Raw genomic sequence first — 1,217 nt, forward strand, 5'->3', positions numbered from 1 at the left:
CAACTCATGGAGCATTATGGCTTTGAGAAGTTTTCTGATCATTACAATCCAACGGTTGTTGCTGTCAAAAACTATAAAGGTGGTACAGGTAAATCAACTACTACAGTTACATTAGCAGTCGCTACCGCATTAGATTTAGATTTGAATGCTAATGTGTGCATCGTCGATCGGAGTTAGCATTAGGGGCGACCGTTGCTGGGGCGATCGCAGGTAAGCATTGCAATGCCAAGGTACTGCTGATGGGCGCGGCTCTCGGTACCTTGCCAGATCTGGATGTGATTCTGGACTACGGTGATGCGGTTCAGAACACGATTAAGCATCGTGGCTTTACGCACTCTTTACTGGTATTGCCTCCTTTTGCGTTGCTGATTTCTTGGCTTTATTGCCGCTGGCGACCTGATTCTTTCTGGACGTTATCACGAGTGTTTTTCCTCACCGTCAGTGTATTCGTGACGCATACCTTACTGGATGCAATGACGACGTATGGCACTCAGCTTATTTGGCCATTTGAGGGCTATTTTGAGCTACGGAACGTGTTTATTATCGATCCGCTTTACACCTTGCCGCTGTTGCTGGCGATTGGCGTGGCACTGTTTTCTAAATCTCGCGGTGGACGCTGGTGTCAAAGCATGGTGCTTATCTCTACGCTTTATCTCGGTTGGGGATACGTTTCTCAACAAATGGTTGCGTCTCGTGTTGAGCAAAACTTGGCTGCGCAGAACTTACCGAATCAGCAAGTGCTGATTACACCAACGCCGTTTAACACGTTTCTATGGCGCGTGGTGGTGATGGACGATGGCCAATATTACGAAGGTTTAGCGTCGGTATTAGACAGTGATCAGCGCATTGATTTTGTTACGCATCCTCTTGGCAGTTGGCCGATGGCAGATAAGCCGGACACGCTGAAAGGATTAAAGGCTTTTTCTCACGATTACCTCAACTATCGCGTGGAAGATGATGCTCTGATTGTGACGGACTTGCGTTTGGGTATGTCTAACAATCTGTCGTTCGAGTTTATCTTTGCTGAGAAAGGTGAAGATGGGCAGTGGCAGCTCTTAGAGTCGACCCAACGTTATCCGAGTGAGCGCAGTTTAGATTTGCTCGGTCAGCTTTGGGAGAGACTGAAGGGTGACCAGAGTATTGATGCGAATCTGCAGCGTATGGAGTTGAGTGCACGTTCTTAGTTTACGTGTATGAGAGCCCCAACTCGCTCAATG

Annotated in this window: 1 protein-coding gene; it reads left to right on the forward strand. The window is 47.7% G+C overall.

The window, feature by feature from the left end; translation table 11 throughout:
• The first annotated feature begins 155 nt into the window (after positions 1-155).
• Positions 156-1,184, forward strand: coding sequence for a metal-dependent hydrolase (locus tag KIV40_RS24870; protein ID WP_285351853.1), 1,029 nt, complete (start codon positions 156-158; stop codon positions 1,182-1,184).
• Positions 1,185-1,217: the final 33 nt, after the last annotated feature.

This window comes from Vibrio sp. D173a, from assembly GCF_030248475.1.